We start from the raw sequence: 21,506 nt of genomic DNA on the forward strand, positions 1-21,506 counted from the left end.
AGTAGGCTTACAAATACTTTATAATAAAGCTAATGAGTATTATATAAAACTTGATGCAGCAAGAGCAGTTCATCAGTATAAATATGATGATGAACATAGAATGAAATTGTATTTAAGTGGAGGGGTGTATTTTTAACTACACCGCTTTTATAATTAAACACCAAAGAAAATTTCAGGTTTTAATCTAAGCATTAAACAATATGCAGCCAAACTAGCTTGCTCTCTTGTATAGTTTCTATTGCCTTGTATGTGAATGCATTCTTGCAAAAAGGTTCCATCTTTATACATAGCTCCTATGTAGATGGTACCTGCTTTGGTGTTTTTATCATTTTCTTCTCCAGCTACACCACTAAGCGCTAAAGCAAAATCACAATTTGTGGTTTTAAAAACCCCTTTTAACATAAAATAAATACAACGATCAGAATATTCCCCAACACTTTCTAAAGTATCATTGCTCACCCCAAGCCAAGAATTTTTCAAACGATTAGAATAAGTGATCAAAGAACCCTCAAACACATTAGAAATTCCTGAATTTTCAGCAAATTTTGAAGCACAAAGTCCTGCGGTACAACTTTCTGCAAAGGAAATTTTTAAGTTTTTTTCTAAAAGTTTTTTGGCTATAAATTTAATAGGATCATTTCCTAAAAATACTTTTCCTGCAAAAAGTTTGAAAACCCCTTTTAAAAATCCTTCTAGTTTTCCATATTGACTAGTGCTTGCTCTAATACAAATAAGATTATCTAATAATGCACTTGAGCAAGTTTGAATTTCAAAAGAAGTAGTAAGTGTGCTAAGTAAGATATTTGCACTCATTTCATCTATATCTAAAAGACAAAAATACGCATAGTCAAGTTCAGGATTTTGCAAAATCAAAGGCAATTTTTGCTCTATATTTATATTTAATAAATTAATATGGCATTGCTCAAAAGAACTTAAGAAGGAATTTTTTTCACGCAAAGCTTTTGAAGGTATTAGGGTATCATTTTCTAAGATTAAAACATCATCATTTAAGGTTGCTATGATCTTAGCTATGGTTGCATAGTATTCGCTAATGCTAAAAATGGTTATATAGCTATATTCTTTAGAAAGTTTTTCAAGTAAAAAAGGAAGTTCTTTATCAGGTTTGTTTATAAATTTTAACTCATGAAGCTCTAAAAACTGCTTTTTGTATTCTTCTTGTATATAACGCATATAATTTTCATTAATAATAATTTCATTGCCTATAATGATGATGAGATGTTTCATGATTTTCCTTTTTTTTATTGCGATTATAACAAAAAAATAAGTGCAAATTAAAAGTATTTTAAGTAGAATTTACTATTTTTAAATTTTTCAAGGTGGATTATATGGATTATAAAGATACGCTATTGCTTCCAAATACGACTTTTGCAATGCGTGCAAATTTAGCAGAGCTTGAGCCTAAGCGTTTTAGCAAGTGGTTTGAAAACAACTATGCTTATGAAAAAATGAAACAAAAAAGACAAGGAATAAGCGAGAGTTTTACTTTACATGATGGCCCTCCTTATGCTAATGGACATTTGCATATTGGCCATGCTTTAAATAAAATTTTAAAAGATATCATCATTAAAATGCATTATTTTCAAGGTAAAAAAGTGCGTTTTACTCCTGGTTGGGATTGTCATGGTTTACCGATAGAACAGCAAGTTGAAGTTAAACTTAAAGATAAAAAGCAAAGTTTAAGCAAAAAAGAAATTCGTGAGTTTTGCAGAGAGCATGCGAGAGAATTTGTAAATATCCAAAGAGATGAATTTAAGTCTTTGGGTGTGATTGCTGATTGGGATGAGCCATACTTGACTATGAAAAATGCTTTTGAGGCAGATATTTACAAAGCTTTATGTAAAATCGCTAAAAAAGGACTTTTGCTAGAAAGAAGTAAGCCTGTTTTTTGGAGTTGGGCTGCTAAGAGTGCATTAGCAGAAGCTGAAGTAGAGTATGAAGATAAAGAAGATTATTCTATTTTTGTAGCATTTGAGCTTGATAAAACTTCCCTTGAAAAGCTAGGTGTAAAAAAAGCTAAAGCAGTTATTTGGACTACTACTCCTTGGACTTTACCGGCAAATCAAGCTATATCTTTAAATCCAAATGAAAAATATGTTATCACTGAAGAAGGTTATATTTTTGCTAAAGCCTTACTTGAAAATATGATCAATAAAAACTTCACTCAAGGAAAAATTCAAAAAGAACTTTTAGGTGTTGAATTTGAAAATTTAAGTGCTATTAATCCACTTAATCAAAGAAAATCCACTCTTATTTTAGGCGATCATGTTTTAATGGAAGGTGGAACAGGGCTTGTACATACTGCACCAGGTCATGGTGAGGATGATTATTATGTGTGCTTAAAATATGGCATTGAAGTGATTATGCCAGTAGATGATGGTGGGTGTTATGATGAAACACTAAGAGCTAAAGGGCTTTTGCCAGAGCATTTATTAAATGAGTTTATAGGACTTCATATTTTTAAAGCAAATGAGCGTATTTTAGAATTGCTTGGCGAAGCTTTACTTGAGAGTTCTAAATTTATACATTCTTATCCATTTTGTTGGAGAACACATAAACCGGTTATTTATAGAGCCACAAAACAATGGTTTATCTTAATGGATGAGAAAAAATTAGATGGAAAATCTTTAAGAGAACTAGCACTAGAGCAATTAAATAATGTGAAATTTTACCCAGAAAGTGGGGTAAAAAGACTTAGTTCTATGATAGAAAATCGCCCTGATTGGTGTATATCAAGACAAAGAGATTGGGGTGTGCCTATCGCATTTTTTAGAGATAAAAACACCAAAGAAGTGATTTTTGATGATGATGTTTTAGATCATTTGGTGGGAATTTTTGAAGCAAATGGAGCTGATGCGTGGTGGGATTTAGAAATAAAAGATTTATTACCGCCAAATAGCAAATATGATCCAAATAATTTAGAAAAAGTTTATGATATTTTAGATGTTTGGTTTGATAGTGGTAGCACTTGGGAAGCAGTATTAAACTCAGCAAGATATGATGCAGGAGAATATCAAGCTTCAATGTATCTTGAAGGAAGTGACCAGCACCGTGGATGGTTTCAAAGCTCACTTTTAATTTCTACTGCTATCAATCACAAAACCCCATATAAAAACATACTTACTCATGGCTTTACCGTAGATGAAAAGGGTCAAAAAATGAGTAAATCTAAGGGTAATGTGATTTTACCTCAAAATGTAGCTAAAAATTATGGGGTAGAAATTTTAAGACTTTGGATAATGCTTAGTGATTATTCAACAGACTTAAAAATTTCAGATAATATCTTAAAACAAGTAAGCGAGCAGTATAGAAAGATAAGAAATACTATAAGATTTTTACTTGCAAATACTAATGATATGGAATTTTTAGAAACAAAAAATTTCACACTTTTAGATAAGTGGATTTTAATGCGTGCAAAAGTTGCTTTTGAAGCATGTGAAGCTGCTTTTGAAAAATATGAATTTGCAAAAGGCTTTAGTGTGCTTTTAAATTTCTTAAGTGCGGATTTAAGTGGAATTTACTTAGATGTGTGCAAAGACAGATTATATTGTAATGCAAAAGATGACACAAAGAGAGTAAGCGCGCAAAGTGCCATGGTGTTAATAGCTAGAAAACTTTTTGCGCTTTTAGCTCCAAGTTTAACTTACACTATAGATGAAGCTTTAGAACATGCAAATGTGGCTATTAAAGAAAATGCTAAAGATGTGTTTGATTTGGTGTTAAAAAATGGCTTTGATTATGAGTATAAAATCGAAGATGATTTATTTATAAAATCAAGAGAAAAATTCTTTGAGCTTGTTGATGTATTAAAAAAAGACAAAATCATCAAATCAACCTTAGAGTTAAGCTTGCAAACAAGCGCAAATGAGCTTTTGAGTGAAGATATTGAAGAAGTAGCTGATTGGTTTATGGTAAGCTCGATAGAAAGCTTAGATGATAAAGAAGCTTTGAGTGAGTTTAAAATAGATGATCATAGTTTTAAAATCGTGCGTTCTTCGTTGCACAAATGTCCAAGATGTTGGAAATTTTTAGCAAAAGAAGAAGAATGTTTATGTCCAAGATGTAATAGCGTGGAAAAAGCAAAAAATGTTTGAGCAAGCTTTACCTTTTAGCGTGGTGGTGATTACTTTATTGAGCTTTTTATTTATCACGCTTTTTTTGTTTTATTTGGTTAAAAAATTTAAGGATAAATAATGGTAACTTTAAAAGAAGCTTTGAAATTTTCAAATGAAGAATTAGAAAATCTAAAAAAAGAATTAAATGAAAAAGCACATCAGCAAAAGCATTTAGGTGCTTATGTAGAGCAGTTTTTAAATAAAGACTTAAGCACTTCAGGTACTGGCGTACCAGTAGCTATAAAAGATAATATTAGTGTAAAAGATTGGGAATTAACTTGTGGTTCTAAAATTTTACAAGGCTATGTGGCTCCTTATGATGCAAGCGCTATTGTAAATTTACGCAAAAATAATTTTACTCCATTTGGAAGATGTAATATGGATGAGTTTGCTATGGGAAGTACAAGTGCAACTTCTTTTTATGGTAAGACTTTAAATCCGCTTGATAATACTAAAGTTCCAGGTGGAAGTAGTGGGGGGAGTGCTGCTGCGGTTGCTGCAGGGATAGCTTTAGCAAGTTTGGGTTCAGATACAGGTGGTTCAGTAAGGCAACCTGCTGCTTTTTGTGGTTGTGTTGGGTTTAAGCCAAGTTATGGAAGAGTTAGCAGGTATGGTTTAGCAGCGTATTCTTCAAGCCTTGATCAAATAGGAGTTTTAACGCAAAATGTTGAAGATGCTGCGATTTTATATGATGCTATTGCAGGTTATGATGAAAAAGATAGCACGAGTGTAAACATAGCTTTTGAGCCAACTACGCCAAAACTAAATGCAAATAAAAAGCTAAAAATAGCTGTGATTAAAAACTATATAGAACAAACTAATGATGATGTAAAACAAGCCTTATTAAAAACTATAGATATGTTAAAAGCAAATGGCCATGAGATTGTTTATAAAGACTTAATGGATTCTACATTTGATGTTGCGGCTTATTATATCATAGCAGCAGCCGAAGCAAGTGCAAATTTAAGCCGTTATGATGGCGTAAGATATGGTAGAAGAAGTGAAAAATGTGACAATCTTAGTCAAATGTATGTAAATAGCAGAAGTGAAGGTTTTGGTGAGGAAGTAAAAAGAAGAATTTTACTAGGAACCTTTGTTTTAAGTAGTGGCTATTATGATGCATACTACATCAAAGCACAAAAGGCTAGAAGATTTATCAAGCAAAAATATGAAGAAATTTTAAACGATTGTGATTTGATTTTTATGCCAGTTGCTCCAAGCGTTGCTTTTGGTTTTAACGATATAAAAACTCCAGTGCAAATGTATTTAGAAGATGTATTTACTATTTCAGTGAATTTAGCAGGACTTGGTGGCATTAGTGTGCCAGTAGGAAAAAATGAAAATGGACTTAGTATTTCTGCTCAACTTGTATGTAAAGCTTATGATGAGCAAACTTTATTAGATGGTGCTTTGAGCTTGGAAGAAATTATCAAAAACAAATAAAGGAAAAATTATGAAAATCATAAAACGCGCTTTGACTTTTGAAGATGTTTTACTAGTCCCTCAATATTCTGAGGTTTTACCTAAAGAAGTAGATATTAAAACAAGACTTACAAAAAATATCACCTTAAATATGCCTTTGATTTCAGCTGCTATGGATACAGTTACTGAACATAGAGCAGCTATTATGATGGCAAGGCTTGGTGGCATAGGGGTAATCCATAAAAATATGGACATAGCTTCACAAGTTAGAGAGATAAAAAGAGTTAAAAAAAGTGAAAGTGGCGTGATTATGGATCCTATTTATATAGGACCTAAAGCAAGTGTTAAAGAAGCGCTAGAACTCATGGCTGAATATAGAATTTCAGGCGTTCCTGTGGTAGATGAGAATAAAATTTTAATAGGAATTTTAACTAATCGCGATTTAAGATTTGAAACTAACTTTGATAATTTAGTAGAAAATGTAATGACAAAAATGCCTTTAATCACTGCTAAAAAAGGCTCTACTTTAGATGATGCAGAAAGGATTTTCTCTACTAATAAAGTAGAAAAACTTCCAATCGTAGATGAAAATAATCGCTTAGAAGGTTTAATCACTATAAAAGATTTGAAAAAACGCAAAGAATATCCAAATTCAAATAAAGATGCTTATGGAAGATTAAGAGTGGCTGCAGCCGTGGGTGTGGGCCAGCTTGATCGCGTAAAGGCTTTAGTAGAAGCTGAAGTTGATGTTATAGTAATGGATAGTGCGCATGGACATTCTAAAGGGATTATTGATACATTAAAAGCAATTAAGGCTGAATTTAATGTAGATGTGATAGTAGGAAATGTTGCAAGTGCTAAAGCAGTTAAAGATCTATGTGAAGCAGGTGCAGACGCTGTTAAGATAGGTATAGGACCTGGTAGTATTTGCACCACTCGTATTGTTTCAGGTGTGGGTGTACCTCAAATTTCAGCTATAGATGAATGTGCAATAGAAGCGAGTAAATACAGCGTGCCAGTAATCGCTGATGGGGGTATAAAATACTCAGGTGATATTGCAAAAGCTATCGCAGCAGGAGCAAGTAGTGTGATGATAGGTTCACTTTTGGCAGGAACTGATGAGAGTCCAGGTGAGTTATTTACTTATCAAGGAAGACAATATAAGAGTTATCGTGGCATGGGAAGCTTAGGTGCTATGCAAAAAGGTAGTTCAGATAGATATTTCCAAGAAGGTACAGCTCAAGATAAACTTGTACCTGAAGGTATTGAAGGTAGGGTGCCTTATGTAGGAAGTATAAAAAGTGTAGTACATCAACTTTTAGGTGGGCTTAGATCTTCTATGGGTTATGTAGGTGCAGTAGATATCAAAGCTTTCCAAGAAAGAGCTGAATTTGTAGAAATCACTGCAGCAGGATTAAAAGAAAGCCATGTGCATGATGTAACTATCACTGCTGAAGCACCAAATTATAAGGTGAGTAATTAATGGAATTTGAAGATCATATCAAACAAGCCGAGCTTTCTTTGGAAAAACTTAATGATAAAGATTTGGACCTTAAAACTTGCGTAGAAATTTATAAAGAAGGTTTAAAAAGTATCAAGCAAGCAAGAACTATGCTTGAAAATGCTAAATTAGAAATCGAGCAAGTAGATGAGTAGTGTTGTAGCTTTACAATTTCCCACTTTGGCTTTGAGTGAATCAAGGCTTGATTATTATCTAAAAGCTGCTAAGGAAAGTGGTGCGAATTTGGTGGTTTTGGGCGAGTATGTTTTAAATAGCTTTTTTAGTGAGCTAAAAACTATGCCAAAAAGTATGATCAAAGAACAAAGTCAAAGTAAAAAAGCAAGCTTGATAAAACTTGCTAAAAAATATGATTTAAATATTATTGCACCTTTCATAAGTGTTGAAAATGATGGTTTAAAAAAACTATGCTTAAAAGTAGGTCCACAAAATGTAAAAGTGTATGAGCAACAAATTTTAATGCCTTATGCACACTGGAATGAAGAAAAATTTTTTAACAATAAAAAAGCTGATAAGCTTAAACTTTTTACTTTCACACATGAGGGCTTAAAATGTGCTTTGCTTTTTGGCTTTGAGGCACATTTTGATATCTTTTGGCAAATGATCATGAAAAAAAAGATAGACTTAGTCATCATTCCCACAGCTAGTACTTTTGAAAGTAATCAAAGATGGCTAGAACTTTTAAAAACAAGAGCCTTTTTAAACTCAACAAGCATTTTAAGGGTTAATCGTATAGGTAATTTAAAGCAAGAAAATGAGTGGAAATTTTATGGAGATAGCTTTTTTATTAATGCTTTTGGCGAAGTGCAAGAGCAACTTGGCGATCAAGAAGAAATGCTTGTAGTGGAAGTTAGTAAGGCAAATGAAGCTAGAAATTTATGGGGCTTTGATAAGCTTTTGAAAAATTATGAAGAATAGTTTATATTTTAAAACACAAATTATACTTTTAATATAAAGTATAATTTGTTAGAATTAACAATTTAATATAGTAAATTTGGATTTAACTATTTTGTTTATTAACTATAAACCAAAGAATTGAAAATCCTATTATTCCAATTGGCAAGACAAGCATAAATAATAAAAATTTTATAACTATTTTTGCAATGATTAAAAAAAGAGTATTGATAAAAAATACATTATCTCCAAGCAGTATATTTTTTAGTTCTTTCCATACAAAACATGCAAAAGGAAATAATAAAAATTAATTCCTAACATAATGAAAAAAGAGATGTCGCTAGACGGTGGAGTGATTAAATAAAAAAACAAAAAAATACATGCTGTAAACACATAATGTCTTATAAGCCACACTAGATTTATAGTGCTAAAAACTTTTAGTGGATTGATCAAATTTTACTCCTTATTTATTTATAAAATATTTTGCAATTTTATTTTTTTAAATTAATTTAAACTTAATATTTTTATTTTAATATTGTTATATTAATACTAAATTAAATATAAAGTAGTTTTAGTATTAATAATTTATATAAGATTGTGTAAATATTTTGATGTGGCTATATGATTTATATCAGGATAAAATAAATACTCATTAAAAAGTTTATATTTTATTTTTAGTAAACAAATGATAGAATTTTGCCTTAAATTTTCAAAAAATTTGAGGCAAGAATGCAAAAAATTCATTTTATAGGTATAGGCGGTATTGGAATTTCAGCTTTGGCGAGATTTTTAAAAGAACAAGACTTTAAGATTAGTGGTTCTGATATCAAAGAAAGTAAAATCACAAAAGAATTAGAAAAAGAAGGTATAAATATAAAAATTCCTCATCATAAAGACAATGTCAAAGATGTGGATTTAGTGGTGTATTCAGCTGCTATCAAAGAAGATAATGAGGAATTAATCAGCGCAAAAAAACAAAACATCACAACGCTTTCAAGAAAAGAAGCCCTGCCTATGATTTTAAAAGACAAAAGAGTTTTTGCAGTTGCGGGAGCCCATGGTAAAAGCACAACTTCAAGCATTTTAGCAAGCTTGATAGAAGCTTCTGTTATTATTGGTGCAGTGTTGAAAGAAAGTGGCACCAATATGCTTTATAAAGAAAGCGAAAATCTTATTTTTGAAGCTGATGAGAGTGACAGTTCTTTTTTGAACTCAAATCCTTATTTAGCTATAGTGACTAATGTTGAAGCAGAACATTTAGATCATTATGGAAATGATCTTTCAAAATTATACAAAGCTTATGAAGACTTTTTGCGTTTGTCTAAAATTCAAGTGATTAATGCTGAAGATGAGTTTTTGTCAAGTTTAAATTTAAATAATGCAAAAAAGCTTTACCCAAGCAAAGATATCACAAATATTTATATGAAAGTGGAAAATTTTAAGCCAAAAACCTATTTTACGCTTAAAGATTTAGGCGAATTTAGCGTTTTTGGTATGGGTGAGCATGTGGCGATGGACGCTGCTTTGGCTATTTTGGCTGCGAGTGAATTTATAAATATAGAAGAGCTAAAAACTAAGCTTTTAAAATATCAAGGGATTAAAAAAAGATTTGATATTTTGTTTGCAAATGAAAATATGACTTTGATTGATGATTATGGACACCATCCAACAGAAATCAAAACAACACTTAAAGCAGCAAGTGAGTATGCAAGGCTAGCTGGATATAAAAAAATCATAGCTATTTTTGAGCCTCATCGTTATACGCGTTTAAGTGCAAATATAGAGTATTTTAGCGAGGTTTTAGCAAATGTTGATGAGCTTTATATTTTACCTGTGTATGCAGCAGGAGAAGCTAAAATAGAGATTAATATGCAAAAATACTTTCCAAAAGCTAAATTTATAAAAGAAATCAAAAGAGAAGAAAGTGCTATTTATCTTGATGATGAGTTGATTGAAAATGGCTTGGTAATTGGTTTTGGTGCAGGAGATATAAGCACAAAGCTCAGGGGCAAGTATGTTTAAGATTTTTTTATATGTCCTAGCTTTTTTTGCGATTTTACTTTTTTTTGTTTTTTTACGTAAAAAAATAGGCAAGATTAGCAATTATCTTTTGATTTTAGTGTTGATTTTGATGATTGCTTTTGCGATTAAATTTGAGTTAAGTGCCACAAGAAGTGGTATTTTAAAAAAAGAAACGCTCAATGCATTCTTACAAGGACAAAGTCTAATTTGCAAAGATATTAATGTCACTAAAGAGTATTTTAACTTTGAACATGGAACGCAAAGTTTTATTTCAAATGGTAAAAATAAACAATTTAAAGCCTATGTTTTTGATATAAAAGATTGCAAGGTAGATAAATAATGCAAGAGCAATTTTTTAAAAAGCTAGATTTAGATGGCTATATAGAAGACTTTAGGGGGCTTTTTGCAAGAGATAAAGAAATTTTTTTACAAGGTGATAGTAAGCTTCATTATAAAAGAATCAATGAACTTTCGTTGATTGATTTTAATCCTCCACCTATGATAGAAGGGCTAAATAGTGCTTTAACTCATCTTAGCAAGCAAGGAATTTTGCATTTAAGTCAAAGCTTTGAATTTATTAAAATCTGTATGTATTTTAGATACTTAAAGGGCTTAAAATTTGAAGAAAGCTTAAAAGAATGGCTTTTAAAAATAGAAATTCCACAAGCTATTTTAGAACTTTTTGAGTATTTTGATGAAAAGGGTGAGATTAAAGAAAGTGTTGATGAAAGACTTGTTAATCTAAATTTAGCTCTAAAGATAAAAAAAGAAAGCTTGGTAGCTGAGTTTAAAAAACTCACATATACTAAAAATCTTAGTGCATATTTGATTGATACGCAAATCCATCTTATCAATGGTATGGAGGCCTTGCTTTTACGCGGTGGGTTTAATCATGTCTTAAAAGCAAAAATCATAGGTAGAAGTAGTGGCGGTGGATTTTATGTGGTGCCTTTAAGCGTAGAAAAAATCCAAAGTCAAATAGATGAAATCAAAGATGCTAAAGAAGAAATTTTTTATGAGTATGCTAAAAAAATCAGCTTGATTTTTTATAAAAATTTGATGTTTTTGAAATTTATCAATAATGCTTTTGATTTATTTGATCATTATAGCGCTAGAGTTTTGATGGCTAAAAAACATGATTATGAGTTTGTTTTAGCTGATAGTTCTAATAATTTAAGCTTATATAACTTCGCACATCCGGCTTTAAAAAATGCAAAAAGTGTTAATATAGAGTTTAACAAAAAAGTTTTAATCATCACGGGTGTAAATGCAGGTGGTAAGTCTATGCTTTTAAAAGGAATTTTAAGTGCAGCTTTACTCGCAAAGCATTTGCTTCCTATGAAAATTAACGCACAAAAAAGCCAAATAGGAAATTTCAAAGAATTTGATGCGATTTTAGAAGATCCACAAAATGTAAAAAATGATATTTCTACTTTTGCAGGAAGAATGTTGCATTTTTCTAAGCTTTTAGGTAAGAAAAATGTTTTATTAGGGGTTGATGAGATAGAGCTTGGAACAGATTTTGAAGAAGCTGCGTGTTTATATACTGAGCTTATTTCTAAGCTTTTAGAACAAGATAATAAAATCATCATTACAACCCACCATAAACGCCTTGCTATGCTTTTGGCTAAAAATTCACAAGTAGAACTTATCGCTGCTTTGTATGATGAGGAATTATCACGTCCAAAATATGAGTTTTTAAAAGGCACTATAGGTAAATCTTATGCATTTGAAACGGCTTTAAGATATGGCATAAGTGCAAATTTAGTGCAAAATGCTAAAAAGCTTTATGGAGAAGATAAAGAAAATTTAGAAGAAATGGTAAGTAAAAATATCAATCTTGAACTTTCTTTACGCAAGAAAAATGAAGAGCTTGAAAAAAAAGAAGTCAAAGTAGATGAAATTTTACTTTCACTTAAAGATCAAAAAGAAAAAAATGAGCAAGAATTTAAAAAGCTTATTTCTAATTTAGAGTTTAAATACCACAAAGCCATAGAAGAAGCTAAAAAAACGATAAATCTAAAAGATATTAAAGAAAAACAAAGAAGTTTAAACAAAGCCAATGAACTTAAAAAAAGTATTGTTTTACCAAGTATGGAGCAAAATGAAGAGCTTAGAGTAGGGGATTTTGTTAAATATGAAAAAATCAAAGGTAAAATCACTGCAATTTCAAAAAACGATGCGATGATTCAAAGCGATGGTTTGAGTTTGCGTGTGCCATTAAAGCTTCTTAAAAAAAGCAATCAAAACCCTACACAAAAGGTAAAATCAAGTGTCAATATAACCCGCCCAAGTGCTTTAAATATGACTTTAGATTTACACGGCTTAAGAAGTGATGAGGCGCTTGAAAGATTAGATAAATTTATCTCTGATGCTTTGATAGTGGGTTTTGATGAGGTGATAGTTTATCATGGTATAGGCACAGGAAAACTAGCTTTTGCGGTAAAAGAGTTTTTAAAAGCTCACAAAAGTGTAAAAAGCTTTAATGATGCTCCGATTAATCAAGGTGGTTTTGGTGCTAAGGTGGTTAAATTATAAGGAAGTAAATGATTACAAAAGATAATTTAAAAAAAGTTTTAGAAAGTTTAGGTTTTAAAAATGAAAATGAAAATTATATAAAAACAATCAATAATTATACACTTATAGTAGACTATAAAAATCAAAGTATTAATTATCCAAAAGAAATCAAAACTCATGATAAAACTACTTCTAATTTTTTACGCCCTGAAAATTTTGTAGTTTTTGAATGCGTACATAGACTTTTGGAAAAAGGTTATAAGGCTGAACATTTAGAATTAGAACCAAAATGGAAATTAGGCAGAGAAGCAAAAGGCGGCAAAGCTGATATTTTAGTAAAGGATAATGAAGACAATCCTTATTTGATGATTGAATGTAAAACGACGGATTTTAAAAATGGTGAGTTTGCAAAAGAATGGAATAAAATGCAAGAAGATGGAGGGCAACTTTTTTCTTATCTTCAGCAAGAAAAAGGCGTAAAATATCTTTGTCTTTATACAAGTGATTTTATTGATAAACTAGAATACAAAAATTACATCATACAAGCTTTTGACAATGAAGAATATCTAAAAGAAAAAGAATTGCAAAATTCTTATAAAAAAGCTAATAACAATATAGAACTTTTTAAAACTTGGAAAGAAAGTTATGAATTGCAATATTTTGAGCAAGGCATTTTTGAAGTAAATGTTAATGCTTATAAAATCTTAGAAATAACTCCAACTTTTGATAATCTTAAAGAACTTAAAGAAGAAGGCAAATATCACGAATTTGCAAAAATTTTACGTAAGCATAATATATCAGGTAAGGAAAACGCCTTTGATAAACTTGTAAACATTTTCCTTTGTAAAATTTATGATGAAACTTTTAATAAAAACAATCTTAAATTTGGATATTTTGGTGTAATGGTGGATACTTATGCAAATATGCAAGATAGATTAATGTGGCTTTATAAAGAAGCTATGAGGGAATTCTTGGGAGAGAAAATTACCTTTGTATCTAATGAAGATATAGAAAAAGACTTTAAGCAATTGAAAATAAAAACATTAAAAGAGGTAATGCAAAATTACATTAAAGAATTAAAATTTTATTCAAATAATGATTTTGCATTTTTAGAAGTGCATAATAAAGAATTATTCTTAAAAAATGCACTTGTATTAAAAGAAATAGTAGAGCTTTTTGCAAATTACAAGCTTACTCAAAATTCTACAAATCAATTTTTAGGCAATCTTTTTGAACTTTTTTTGCAAAAAGGTATGAAGCAAGATGAAGGGCAGTTTTTTACCCCTATTCAAATTTGTGAATTTATTATGTATTCTTTACCTCTTCAAGAAATGTTAAGCAAAAACTCTAAAGCTTTAAGGGTGATTGATTATGCTTGTGGTGCTGGACATTTTTTAAACACCTATGCTAACGAGCTTAAGCGTTATCTAACAGAAGATGAGCTTAAAGAACATTATAAAAATATTTATGGTATTGAAAAAGAGTATCGCTTAAGTAAGGTTTCTAAGGTATCAAGTGCAATGTATGGGCAAAATGAAATTAATATTTTATATGCAGATGCACTTGCTTCTTTTGAGCTAGCAAATATAAGCAATCTAGAAGGTGAAAAGGCAAAACCACAAATAGAATCAAATAGTTTTGATTTGCTCATAGCAAATCCGCCTTATGCTGTAAAAGGATTTTTAGAAACTTTAAGTAATAAATCTAAAAATACCTATAAACTTTTTAATGGTGATATAAATATAGAAACAAATAATGCTATCGAATGCTTTTTTATAGAGCGAGCAAATCAAATTTTAAAAGATAATGCAAAAGCTGCTATTATCTTGCCAAGTCCTATTTTAAATAAGGGTTCTATTTATAAAAACACAAGAGAAATATTATTTCAAAATTTTGATTTTATTGCCATTGTGGAGCTTGGTAATCAAACATTTGGTGCAACAGGGACAAATACGATTATTTTATTTTTACGCAAAAAAGAAACTTTTAAACAAGAAAATCATCTTATTTCTCAAGATTATAGTTTGATTAAAGAACGCATAGAAGCTGAAAATTTAAAAGACAATGAAAATTTTTATCAAAATTATCTAAATGTGTATTGTGACTTTAGAAAATTTGATAAAGAGCTTTATGAAAATTTTTTAAATGGCAGCTTAGATTCTAAACTTGCAGAGCTAGAAGCCTTTAAAGATTATCGCAATGCATTTGAGCAAACAAGCGATTATAAAAAACTTAAAGAATCTAAAATTTATAAAGAGAGTAAAAATAAGCAAGATTTAGAAGATAAAACATTTTTAGCTTATACTCAAGCAATAGAAAAGGATAAATTGCTTTATTTTTGTTTAAGTCTTAATCAAGAAGTTTTAATCATAAAATCCCCAGGTGATATAAAAGAACAAAAGAAATTTTTAGGCTATGAGTGGAGCAATAGAAAAGGCGATGAAGGTTTAAAAGAATTGCACGAGCCTTATTTTAGCCCACTTTTTGAAAGAGGTAATCCGCAAAATGAGACTAAGCTTAATTCTTTAATTTGTAAAGCATTTTTAAAAACTCTTGGCGATATACCAAAAGATTTGCAAGGCTATGCTAGTAAAGCAAGGCTTGTTGATATGATGGACTTTGAAAAAGTGGAATTTAATAAAGCTATAAGTTTAAATCCTAGTAATTCAACACAAAATGAAAGCTCTAATCCTTTTGCAAATTCTAAATATGAGTTGGTGAAATTGGGGGAGGTGTGTGAGGTGTTAATAGGCGGAACCCCGTCAAGAGCTAATACTAGTTATTTTCAAGGTAATAATCTTTGGGTTTCTATTGCAGAGATGAATGGACAAGTAATCTTAGATACAAAAGAGAAAATTACAAATGAGGCAATTAAAAATTCTAATGTTAAACTTATACCCAAAGGAACAACTTTATTAAGTTTTAAATTGAGTATAGGTAAAACTGCACTTGCCGGTAAAGATTTATATACTAACGAAGCGATAGCTGGACTTATTCCAAAGAATAGGGAGCAAATTATTGATAAATATTTGTTGTATTTTTTTCAAAGTAAGATACTAAATTTAAATTCTATAAGAGGAAATAATGCTTTTGGTAAAAGTTTAAATAGTAAAATTTTAAAAGAAATTTTTATTCCTCTCCCACCGCTTGAAGTTCAAAAACAAATCGTTGCAGAGTGTGAAAAAGTAGAAGAGCAGTATAGCACCATAAGAATGAGTATAGATGAGTATCAAAACCTAATCAAAGCAATACTTCAAAAATGTGGTATTATAGATGATAATGGGGGGGGGGATGAGCTAAATTCTATTTTAGGTAAAATTAATAATTTGTGTAAAATAAATTTAGATAATAAATCTTTATCATTATTTAATAAAACAATTAAAGAATACACTTTATCACATCCAATTTTTAAACTAAGTATTGGAAAAAGAGTTTTAAATAATGAGCTGCTTGAAAATGGACAAATTCCTGTTTATAGTGCAAATGTATTAGAAGTATTTGGATTTGTTAATAAAGAAATTTTACAAAATTATGATAATGATTCTGTTTTATGGGGTATAGATGGAGATTGGATGGTGGAATTTATGCCAAAAAATAAAAAGTTTTATCCAACTGATCATTGCGGGGTGTTAAGGGTTGATGATACAAAAATAAATGCTAAATACATAAGTTTTGTTTTAAACGAAGCTGGTAAAAAACAAGGGTTTTCAAGAAAACTTAGAGCTTCAATAGATAGAATAAAAGCATTGAGGATTAAACTTCCTTCTTTAGAATTTCAAGATCAAATAGTAGATATAACTGACAAGATTGAGAAAAAAATCAATGAATATAAAATAGAACTTGACAGATTGGAAAAAGAAAAAGAAAAAATCTTACAAAAATATTTATTTTCTTAAAGCATTTTTCGCTAAACTTTATAAATTTTATGAGGTTTAATAATGAAACAAGTGATGATTTTAAGCGGGGCAGGTTTGTCTGCTCCAAGCGGTATAAAGACTTTTAGAGCTAGTGGTGGGCTTTGGGAAGAGCATGATGTGATGGAAGTTTGCTCTGCAACTGGCTTTAGAAAAAATCCTAAAAAAGTTTTGGAATTTTACAATAAAAGAAGAAAAGAGTTAGCTGGTGTTAAGCCAAATCACGCACATGAAATCATCGCTTTATTAAAACAAAAATTTCCAAAACAAATTAGCATTTTAACGCAAAATGTAGATGATTTATTAGAGCGAGCAGGTTGTGAAGAAGTGGTGCATTTGCATGGCTTTTTACCTGAGCTTAGGTGTTTAGAGTGTGAAAATATTTTTAACATAGACTATGAAAGTAGTGATGATAAAATTTGTCCTAAATGTCAAAGCAAAAGTGTAAGGCACAATATCGTGATGTTTGAAGAAATGGCACCAAATTATAAAATTTTATATGAAAAATTACAAAATTGTGATTTATTTGTATGTATAGGCACAAGCGGGCAGGTTTTACCCGTGGAAGAGTATGCAAGAGTATGTAAGCAAAGTATATTAAACAATCTTGATGAGGATAAATATTTAGAAAGTAATTTCACAAAAGTTTATATAGAAGATGTTTGCACGGCTATTGATAAAATCAAAACCGATATAGAAAATTTCTTGGAAGCAAAATGTTAGAAGTAATCTTACAAGGTATAGTTTTAGGTATGGGTGTGTCTGTGCCTTTTGGACCTGTGAATATTTTGATCTTAAATACTGCTTTGTCTTCTTTTAAAAATGCTTTTTGCGTTGGGCTCGGTGCTTTAAGTGCTGATATACTTTTTTTGATTTTGATTAATCTTGGGCTTTTAAGCTTTGCAAATAATGAATTTTTTTATAAAATACTAGCGGTTTTTGGCTTTTTCTTTTTGAGTTTTATGGTATTTTTAATGCTAAGAAAAACAAGAAAAGTCGATCTTAACAAGGTAAATAAAACACATCCTTTAAAAGGTTTTAGCAAAGGATTTTTCTTAAATGTTACAAATCCTTATGTTATAGGCTTTTGGGTGAGTGTAGCAGGGCTTAGCATGCAAAGTAAAAACTCTTTTGCTTTGCTTTTTGGTTTGGTGGGTTTTATTGTGTTTTGGATTTTTACTCTATCGTTTTTTGTGTCTAAATTCAAAGCCCTTGTAAAAAACAAACATATATTTTACATTAATCTTTTTTCAGCATTTATTTTAGAGTATTTTGCTCTTTCTATGCTGTATAAAGCTTTTATAGGATAGAACATGCAAGTAGTTGAAATTTTTAAAGAATTGAGCAAATTTAAATCCATCACCCCAGATGATGATGGAGCATTAAATTATATTGCAGTGGAGTTAAGTGATTTTGAAGCTTTTTTTATAGAAAAAGAAGGTGTGAAAAATCTTTTGCTGACTAAAAAATTTAGTGATGATGGCGAGCATTTAGCTTTTGGTGGGCATGTAGATGTAGTGCCTGCAGGAGAGGGTTGGAGCAGTGATCCTTTTGAGCCTTTAGAAAAAGATGGATTTATTTATGTAAGAGGTGCGCAAGATATGAAAAGTGGCGTGGCTGCTTTTATGTGTGCAGTTAAGGAGGTAGAAAATTTCAAAGGAAGAATTTCACTGATTTTAACAAGCGATGAAGAAGGCGAGGCTAAATTTGGCACGCTTGAAGTGCTTAAATTTATGCAAGAAAAAGATATGCTACCTGATTTTGCTGTGGTTGCTGAGCCAACCTGTGATAAAAAATTTGGAGATAGTATTAAAATAGGGCGTCGTGGTTCTATCAATGCAAAATTACTTATCAAAGGCAAGCAAGGTCATGTAGCATACCCGCAAAAATGCATTAATCCTGTGCATAATTTTGCTTTTGCTTTGAAATTTTTAGCAGGTTTTGATCTTGATCCAGGCGATGAGGTATTTGCACCATCTAAAATCGTTATTACTGATATACGCGGTGGTATGGAAGTGTGCAATGTAACCCCAAATGATTTAAAATTGATGTTTAATGTGAGAAATTCTCCACAAACTAGCTTAGAAGATGTAAAAGCTTATGTAGAAAAGACTTGTGAAGGGCTTGATTATGAGTTGAGCATAAATCAAAGTTCAAATCCTTTTTTAACACAAAGTGATTCTAAAATCGTACAAAAACTAAATGAGAGTGTGCAAAAAATCACTCAAGTAGTGCCAGAACTTAACACCAAAGGTGGTACAAGTGATGCGAGATATTTTGCTGAGTTTGGTGTGAAGGTGGTAGAATTTGGCGTGTGCAATGATAGAATTCATGCAATTGATGAAAGAGTGAGTATAGAAGAGCTTGAAAAATTGTATTTAGTTTTTAAAGATTTATTAGAGAATTTTAACTAGGAAAAGCATGGATGTAATAGGAATTTAGAGTAGCCTCTCATTTAAGAGTACCTTGCAGCTACCGGCAAGTTAGCCCTCTAAACTTCTAAAATTATATCATTAATTTTTTAAAATGGAGCTAATAGGAAGTAAAATGTCTTTTGAGCTTGATGTAAGTAGCTATGAAAAAATAGAAAAACTATTTATCAATTTTAAATTAAAATGTGATTTTAAATTTAGAATGATAAAAGGGATTAATGTTTTGCATTTTGGATATTTGTGGGGAGCTTGCAAAGAAGCACAAAAGATTTTAGAAAAAAATCAAAAATGCGAAGATTTGTTTGAGCTAATTATGAAAATTTATTCCAAAAGACGCAAAAATCATCAAGCAAATTTTTTACTTTTACAATGTTATGAAAATGCTCTAAGAAGTACTTTAGCAGTAAAAATAGCAAAATTGTATAATAAGTTAGATGATGATTGGTTTAAATCTAGCGAAGAGGTTTTTAATCCTGCTTTAAAAAGTCTTTTAAAAAAAGTTAAAAAGAGATGTCAAAAAATAGATGAATATAATAGCACTTGGCAAATTTTTGATGATTTTTGTCTGATTGATTTAGAAGAGATATTAATAGATCATTGGAGTGAATTTGCTTATATATTTAAAGATAAAAAAATATATAAAAATCAAGTCTTACCAAGTTTTGGCACCAAAGAACATCTTAAGACAAAACTAAGCCAAATAAGAAAAGCTAGAAATGAAACCTATCATAATAAACCTACAAAAATAAAATTTAAAAAAGATTTGGAAATTTTACTTTTGAGACTTGGTTATAATTTAGAAGATGCTATTGATATTGGAGAGATAAAAGAAGCTATTATTTTAAGATTTAATTATAATAATGTAAGCGAGTAAGTATTTTAAGTAAAATAAGTAAAGGTTTTAAATGATTATCAATGGGAAAAAGCTTGAGTTAAAAGAGCTTAGATTTATGGATTATGTTAAAGAAAAGCAATTAAAAATAGAATTTATTGCCTTAGAATTAAACGGAGAAATTATCCCAAGGGATAAATTTGAAAATTTGATTTTAAAAGAAAATGATAAAGTAGAGATTGTTACTTTTGTAGGTGGTGGTTGATGAGAATTAAATTTAATGGTAGTATGATAGACACGCATTTTAAAAACACTTTGGAATTTTTTCAAAGTGTGAGTAAAAATGAAAATGATGTATGGATAGTCAATGGTTTTGCAACAAAAGAAAGTTTGGAGCTAAAAGAAAATGATGAGCTTTTTTGTATAGAAAAAAATACTTTACCCCCATATGAAGCTCTTGATGCGATGATGAGGGCAAGGCATACTCCAAAACTTCATGATAAGCTTAAAAAGGCAAGTGTGGCAGTGTGTGGACTTGGTGGACTTGGCTCGCATATAGCTATAAATTTAGCAAGAAGTGGGGTTGGTAAGCTTCATTTGATTGATTTTGATGTGGTTGAGCCAAGCAATCTTAACCGTCAAGCTTATATGGTGGAAGATTTGGGTAAATTTAAGGCTGAAGCTTTAAAAGATCAAATTAGCAAGATTAATCCTTTTATAGAAGTATTTGCACAAGTTTTAAAAATAGAAAAAGAAAATATAGCCAAACTTTTTACAGATGATGATATAGTTTGTGAAGCCTTTGATAGTGCAAAATACAAAGCCCTTTTAGCGCAAAATTTTCACCAATACTATCCTCAAAAAACATTAATTTGTGCTTCTGGTTTAGCAGGATATGGCGATAGCAACAGCATACAAACAAGAAAAATTGCAAAAAACTTTTATGTTTGTGGTGATTTAAAAAATGAGGCAAAGGTAGGCAATGGACTTATGGCACCGCGTGTAAATATTTGTGCAGGACATCAAGCAAATTTAGTTTTAGAACTTTTAGCGAGCGAGTAATGGAAAAATTAAAAATAGGAAAATATGAGTTTAATTCCAGGTTTATTTTAGGTTCTGGGAAATTTTCCTTTGAGCTTATAAAATCAGCCATTGAAGAAGCAAAAGTTGAGATTATCACCTTAGCTTTGCGTAGGGTAAATGATAAAGGCATAGAAAATATACTTGATTTTATTCCAAAGCATATTAAGCTTTTACCAAATACTTCAGGTGCAAGAAATGCTAATGAGGCATTGCGTATAGCAAGACTTGCAAGAGAGCTTGGTTGTGGAGATATGATTAAGGTTGAAGTAATTAGCGATAGTAAATATTTATTACCGGATAATTATGAAAGTATAAAAGCAGTAGAACTTTTAGCAAATGAGGGTTTTACACCTTTAGTTTATATGTATCCTGATTTATATGCAGCACGTGCTATGGCTAATGCGGGAGCTGCTGCTATAATGCCTCTTGGAGCTCCTATAGGAAGCAATAAGGGCTTAAAAACTAAAGAATTTATACAAATTTTACTTAATGAAATTAGCTTACCTATTATAGTAGATGCAGGTATAGGAAATCCAGCACAAGCTTGTGAAGCCATGCAAATGGGAGTAAGTGCAGTGATGGCAAATACCGCCATAGCTCAAGCTAAAGATGTGGCAAAAATGGCAAAGGCTTTTGCTTTGGCTATAGAAGCAGGATATAATGCGTATTTAGCAGGTATAGCAAATGAAAGTACGCCAAGTGCAAGCTCGCCTTTGAGTGGTTTTTTAAGAGATTAAA

17 protein-coding genes are annotated in these 21,506 nt (G+C 30.6%); 16 read left to right on the forward strand and 1 reads right to left on the reverse strand.

Going from position 1 to position 21,506, the window contains the following annotated elements:
- Positions 1 to 153: 153 nt before the first annotated feature.
- A complete protein-coding gene (locus tag L8V85_RS07395; protein WP_263737757.1) occupies positions 154 to 1,245 on the reverse strand; it encodes a CinA family protein in 1,092 nt (363 codons plus the stop codon).
- 101 nt (positions 1,246 to 1,346) lie between these two features.
- Between L8V85_RS07395 and ileS the strand changes: the two genes are divergently transcribed.
- The 16 genes from ileS (at position 1,347) to L8V85_RS07475 (ending at position 21,505) form a co-directional block, all read left to right on the forward strand.
- Entirely contained in the window at positions 1,347 to 4,112 is a 2,766-nt protein-coding gene (ileS, locus tag L8V85_RS07400) for an isoleucine--tRNA ligase (RefSeq protein WP_263737758.1), read from the forward strand.
- A gap of 99 nt (positions 4,113 to 4,211) precedes the next feature.
- Positions 4,212 to 5,576, forward strand: a complete 1,365-nt coding sequence (gene gatA / locus L8V85_RS07405; protein ID WP_263737759.1) for an Asp-tRNA(Asn)/Glu-tRNA(Gln) amidotransferase subunit GatA — start codon at positions 4,212 to 4,214, stop codon at positions 5,574 to 5,576.
- Between the two features lie 10 nt (positions 5,577 to 5,586).
- The gene (guaB, locus tag L8V85_RS07410; protein ID WP_133319793.1) at positions 5,587 to 7,038 is read left to right on the forward strand and encodes an IMP dehydrogenase; all 1,452 of its coding nucleotides are present in this window, start codon (positions 5,587 to 5,589) and stop codon (positions 7,036 to 7,038) included.
- Positions 7,038 to 7,211: an exodeoxyribonuclease VII small subunit gene (gene xseB, locus L8V85_RS07415; protein ID WP_039628709.1), complete on the forward strand. Its 174-nt coding sequence runs from the start codon at positions 7,038 to 7,040 to the stop codon at positions 7,209 to 7,211. The genes guaB and xseB overlap by 1 nt, the downstream gene beginning before the upstream one ends.
- Complete coding sequence (locus tag L8V85_RS07420) at positions 7,204 to 7,992, forward strand: carbon-nitrogen hydrolase family protein (protein WP_263660238.1); 789 nt, start codon at positions 7,204 to 7,206, stop codon at positions 7,990 to 7,992. Before xseB ends, L8V85_RS07420 begins: the two co-directional genes overlap by 8 nt.
- Positions 7,993 to 8,697: 705 nt before the next feature.
- Positions 8,698 to 9,990 (forward strand): UDP-N-acetylmuramate--L-alanine ligase, encoded by a 1,293-nt coding sequence (murC, locus tag L8V85_RS07425; protein ID WP_263737760.1) that lies wholly within the window; start codon positions 8,698 to 8,700, stop codon positions 9,988 to 9,990.
- Positions 9,983 to 10,330: a hypothetical protein gene (locus L8V85_RS07430; protein WP_220567306.1), complete on the forward strand. Its 348-nt coding sequence runs from the start codon at positions 9,983 to 9,985 to the stop codon at positions 10,328 to 10,330. The genes murC and L8V85_RS07430 overlap by 8 nt, the downstream gene beginning before the upstream one ends.
- Entirely contained in the window at positions 10,330 to 12,528 is a 2,199-nt protein-coding gene (locus L8V85_RS07435) for an endonuclease MutS2 (RefSeq protein ID WP_263737761.1), read from the forward strand. The genes L8V85_RS07430 and L8V85_RS07435 overlap by 1 nt, the downstream gene beginning before the upstream one ends.
- 8 nt (positions 12,529 to 12,536) lie before the next feature.
- On the forward strand, positions 12,537 to 16,403 hold the full coding sequence (locus L8V85_RS07440; protein ID WP_263737762.1) for a restriction endonuclease subunit S: 3,867 nt from the start codon (positions 12,537 to 12,539) through the stop codon (positions 16,401 to 16,403).
- A gap of 42 nt (positions 16,404 to 16,445) precedes the next feature.
- Complete coding sequence (locus L8V85_RS07445; protein WP_263672889.1) at positions 16,446 to 17,144, forward strand: SIR2 family NAD-dependent protein deacylase; 699 nt, start codon at positions 16,446 to 16,448, stop codon at positions 17,142 to 17,144.
- The gene (locus tag L8V85_RS07450; RefSeq protein WP_039628698.1) at positions 17,138 to 17,731 is read left to right on the forward strand and encodes a LysE family transporter; all 594 of its coding nucleotides are present in this window, start codon (positions 17,138 to 17,140) and stop codon (positions 17,729 to 17,731) included. The genes L8V85_RS07445 and L8V85_RS07450 overlap by 7 nt, the downstream gene beginning before the upstream one ends.
- A 3-nt stretch (positions 17,732 to 17,734) precedes the next feature.
- Positions 17,735 to 18,835: a succinyl-diaminopimelate desuccinylase gene (dapE, locus tag L8V85_RS07455; protein WP_220567303.1), complete on the forward strand. Its 1,101-nt coding sequence runs from the start codon at positions 17,735 to 17,737 to the stop codon at positions 18,833 to 18,835.
- Positions 18,836 to 18,968: 133 nt separating this feature from the next.
- Positions 18,969 to 19,727: a CAAX protease gene (locus L8V85_RS07460; protein WP_263737763.1), complete on the forward strand. Its 759-nt coding sequence runs from the start codon at positions 18,969 to 18,971 to the stop codon at positions 19,725 to 19,727.
- A 31-nt stretch (positions 19,728 to 19,758) separates the two neighbouring features.
- Positions 19,759 to 19,950, forward strand: coding sequence for a sulfur carrier protein ThiS (gene thiS / locus L8V85_RS07465; protein WP_257939065.1), 192 nt, complete (start codon positions 19,759 to 19,761; stop codon positions 19,948 to 19,950).
- Positions 19,947 to 20,747 (forward strand): thiamine biosynthesis protein ThiF, encoded by an 801-nt coding sequence (gene thiF / locus L8V85_RS07470; protein ID WP_220567300.1) that lies wholly within the window; start codon positions 19,947 to 19,949, stop codon positions 20,745 to 20,747. Before thiS ends, thiF begins: the two co-directional genes overlap by 4 nt.
- A complete protein-coding gene (locus tag L8V85_RS07475; protein WP_133319804.1) occupies positions 20,747 to 21,505 on the forward strand; it encodes a thiazole synthase in 759 nt (252 codons plus the stop codon). The genes thiF and L8V85_RS07475 overlap by 1 nt, the downstream gene beginning before the upstream one ends.
- Position 21,506 lies beyond the last annotated feature (1 nt).

It is taken from the genome of Campylobacter sp. IFREMER_LSEM_CL2090 (assembly GCF_025771865.1).
In the GTDB taxonomy this organism is placed as follows: domain Bacteria; phylum Campylobacterota; class Campylobacteria; order Campylobacterales; family Campylobacteraceae; genus Campylobacter_D; species Campylobacter_D lari_D.

Coding starts and splice junctions, on each gene's coding strand:
- L8V85_RS07420 (WP_263660238.1), top strand. CDS start 7,204: ATGAGTAGTGTTGTAGCTTTACAATTTCCCACTTTGGCTTTGAGTGAA.
- guaB (WP_133319793.1), top strand. CDS start 5,587: ATGAAAATCATAAAACGCGCTTTGACTTTTGAAGATGTTTTACTAGTC.
- L8V85_RS07435 (WP_263737761.1), top strand. CDS start 10,330: ATGCAAGAGCAATTTTTTAAAAAGCTAGATTTAGATGGCTATATAGAA.
- L8V85_RS07395 (WP_263737757.1), bottom strand. CDS start 1,245: ATGAAACATCTCATCATCATTATAGGCAATGAAATTATTATTAATGAA.
- L8V85_RS07445 (WP_263672889.1), top strand. CDS start 16,446: ATGAAACAAGTGATGATTTTAAGCGGGGCAGGTTTGTCTGCTCCAAGC.
- dapE (WP_220567303.1), top strand. CDS start 17,735: ATGCAAGTAGTTGAAATTTTTAAAGAATTGAGCAAATTTAAATCCATC.
- murC (WP_263737760.1), top strand. CDS start 8,698: ATGCAAAAAATTCATTTTATAGGTATAGGCGGTATTGGAATTTCAGCT.
- xseB (WP_039628709.1), top strand. CDS start 7,038: ATGGAATTTGAAGATCATATCAAACAAGCCGAGCTTTCTTTGGAAAAA.
- L8V85_RS07450 (WP_039628698.1), top strand. CDS start 17,138: ATGTTAGAAGTAATCTTACAAGGTATAGTTTTAGGTATGGGTGTGTCT.
- gatA (WP_263737759.1), top strand. CDS start 4,212: ATGGTAACTTTAAAAGAAGCTTTGAAATTTTCAAATGAAGAATTAGAA.
- L8V85_RS07440 (WP_263737762.1), top strand. CDS start 12,537: ATGATTACAAAAGATAATTTAAAAAAAGTTTTAGAAAGTTTAGGTTTT.
- L8V85_RS07475 (WP_133319804.1), top strand. CDS start 20,747: ATGGAAAAATTAAAAATAGGAAAATATGAGTTTAATTCCAGGTTTATT.
- L8V85_RS07430 (WP_220567306.1), top strand. CDS start 9,983: ATGTTTAAGATTTTTTTATATGTCCTAGCTTTTTTTGCGATTTTACTT.
- thiS (WP_257939065.1), top strand. CDS start 19,759: ATGATTATCAATGGGAAAAAGCTTGAGTTAAAAGAGCTTAGATTTATG.
- ileS (WP_263737758.1), top strand. CDS start 1,347: ATGGATTATAAAGATACGCTATTGCTTCCAAATACGACTTTTGCAATG.
- L8V85_RS07460 (WP_263737763.1), top strand. CDS start 18,969: ATGTCTTTTGAGCTTGATGTAAGTAGCTATGAAAAAATAGAAAAACTA.